We start from the raw sequence: 2,369 nt of genomic DNA, 5'->3' as shown, positions 1-2,369 counted from the left end.
CTGGCGATGACCGTCAGGCCGAGGCCGAGCACGAGCAGCTGCTTGCGTCCGTGACGGTCGGCGACCGCCCCGAGATACATGACCGACATCGCGAGGCCGAGCGAGCATCCGACCGCGACGAGGTTCAGCGAGGTCTGGTTCGCGCCGAAGGCGTCGCCGATGTCGGGCAGCGCGATATTGGCGGCGGCGAGATTGATGTTGCACACCAGCGCCCCGAGGATGAGCGCCGTCAGCACGAGTGGTGCGCGCGGCGGTGAGCCGGTGGATGCCGTCGGCGAGGCTGGCGAGGTCACGGCCCTACCCTAGCGAGACGGAAGGGTCGCTGACGCCACTCAGGTCACACGCACCGGGTGAAACGGCGACGGGCCGGAACCCCGAAGGATTCCGGCCCGTCGACCGTCAGTGCGTGTCGGCTCAGCGACCCGACAGCTTCTCGCGAAGCGCCGCCAGCGCCTCGTCGTCGGCGAGGGTTCCCGCGCCGCTGCTGTCAGAGGTGAACGACGACGAGGGCGTCTCGCCGGCAGCCGCCGATGCAGCCTCGGCTTCCATCGCCTTGACGACGGCGGCCTTGTGGGCCTCCCAGCGCGCGTGGGCGGCGGCGTACTCCTGCTCCCACTTCTCGCGCTGCTCGTCGAAGCCTTCCTTCCACTGGTTGGTCTCCGGGTCGAAGCCCTCGGGGTACTTGTACTCCCCGTTCTCGTCGTACTCGGTGACCATGCCGTAGAGGGCCGGGTCGAACTCGGTGCCGAACGGGTCGACCGACTCGTTGGCCTGCTTGAGCGACAGCGAGATGCGGCGACGCTCGAGGTCGATGTCGATGATCTTGACGAAGACCTCTTCGCCGACCGACACGACCTGCTCGGCGAGCTCGACGTGCTTGCCCGAGAGCTCGGAGATGTGCACGAGGCCTTCGATGCCGTCGGCGACGCGGACGAATGCACCGAACGGAACGAGCTTGGTGACCTTGCCCGGAGCGACCTGACCGATCGCGTGGGTGCGGGCGAACACCTGCCACGGGTCTTCCTGCGTGGCCTTCAGCGAAAGCGACACGCGCTCGCGGTCGAGGTCGACCTCGAGGATCTCGACGGTGACCTCCTGGCCGACCTCGACGACCTCGGACGCGTGCTCGATGTGCTTCCACGACAGCTCCGAGACGTGGACGAGACCGTCGACGCCACCGAGGTCGACGAACGCACCGAAGTTGACGATCGACGACACCGTGCCCTTGCGGACCTGGCCCTTGTGGAGGTTGTTGAGGAAGTTCGAGCGCGACTCCGACTGGGTCTGCTCGAGCAATGCGCGGCGCGACAGCACGACGTTGTTGCGGTTCTTGTCGAGTTCCAGGATCTTCGCCTCAAGCTCCTGGCCGAGGTACGGCGTGAGGTCGCGCACACGGCGCAGCTCGATGAGCGAAGCGGGCAGGAAGCCGCGGAGCCCGATGTCCACGATCAGACCACCCTTGACGACCTCGATCACCTGGCCGGTGACGACACCGTCGTTCTCCTTGATCTTCTCCACGTCGCCCCAGGCGCGCTCGTACTGAGCGCGCTTCTTCGACAGGATGAGGCGGCCTTCCTTGTCCTCCTTCTGGAGAACGAGGGCTTCGACCTCGTCGCCGACGTTGACGACCTCGTTGGGGTCGACGTCGTGCTTGATGGAGAGTTCGCGCGAGGGGATGACGCCCTCGGTCTTGTAACCGACGTCGAGGAGCACCTCGTCGCGGTCGATCTTCACGACGGTGCCTTCGATGAGGTCTCCGTCGTTGAAGAACTTCAGGGTCTTCTCGACCGCGGCCATGAAGTCCTCAGCAGATCCGATGTCGTTGATGGCGACCTGCTTGGTGGCCGGGGCGGTCGTTGCGGTAGTCATGTAGTGGGTTGTCCTAAAGGGTTGTGTGCTCGGGCTCCGCCTTCGGACACGCGAGATGCCGTCGGCGATGCGAAATGGATTGTGGTCATGCGATGCCACTCGTGCCGCTGCCGGATGGAACCGGAACGCGCACACCATGGCGTGACGGAGCGGCCACACGAGTGACGCTCAATGCTAACAGAGCATGACGACGTGATTCCACCGCACGCCGAGCCCTGTCAAGCCCTCACCCGACCCGACCTCGCGATGCGAGAGTCGGCTCATGAGCGAACGAGCACCTCTCCACGCCGGCGACAGGGTGAGCTGGGACACGTCTCAGGGAAGGACGCGGGGGACGATCGACGAGATTCGCACCGACGACTTCACCTTCGCGGGACAGCACTTCACGGCGTCGAAGGATGAACCCGCCTACATCGTCTCATCGGAGAAGACCGGGTCCCAGGCGGCGCACAAGCGTGAAGCGCTCCGCAAGATCCCGGACTGAGGGCCACCCGCCGGGG

At 65.8% G+C, this 2,369-nt stretch carries 3 protein-coding genes; 1 reads left to right on the top strand and 2 read right to left on the bottom strand.

The annotated features are described in order from the left end of the window. Both B4E30_RS04040 and rpsA read right to left on the bottom strand, forming a co-directional pair. On the bottom strand, nucleotides 1-293 hold a 293-nt coding region (locus B4E30_RS04040), incomplete at its 3' end, for an MFS transporter (protein ID WP_286793608.1). 121 nt (nucleotides 294-414) lie between these two features. Then, the gene (gene rpsA, locus B4E30_RS04035; protein WP_071043609.1) at nucleotides 415-1,869 is read right to left on the bottom strand and encodes a 30S ribosomal protein S1; all 1,455 of its coding nucleotides are present in this window, start codon (nucleotides 1,867-1,869) and stop codon (nucleotides 415-417) included. A gap of 262 nt (nucleotides 1,870-2,131) precedes the next feature. Here rpsA and B4E30_RS04030 point away from each other — a divergent pair, with 262 nt between their 5' ends. Next, nucleotides 2,132-2,353, top strand: a complete 222-nt coding sequence (locus B4E30_RS04030; protein WP_286793607.1) for a DUF2945 domain-containing protein — start codon at nucleotides 2,132-2,134, stop codon at nucleotides 2,351-2,353. Nucleotides 2,354-2,369: the final 16 nt, after the last annotated feature.

It is taken from the genome of Microbacterium sp. UBA3394 (assembly GCF_002358725.1).
Classification (GTDB): domain Bacteria; phylum Actinomycetota; class Actinomycetes; order Actinomycetales; family Microbacteriaceae; genus Microbacterium; species Microbacterium luteum.
The sequence above is the reverse complement of the archived record's forward strand: the minus strand, read 5'-3'. Positions and strand labels throughout refer to the sequence as shown.

What these genes read in the sequence shown, in the direction of transcription:
- rpsA (WP_071043609.1), bottom strand. Translation starts at nt 1,869, where the DNA reads ATGACTACCGCAACGACCGCCCCGGCCACCAAGCAGGTCGCCATCAAC.
- B4E30_RS04030 (WP_286793607.1), top strand. Translation starts at nt 2,132, where the DNA reads ATGAGCGAACGAGCACCTCTCCACGCCGGCGACAGGGTGAGCTGGGAC.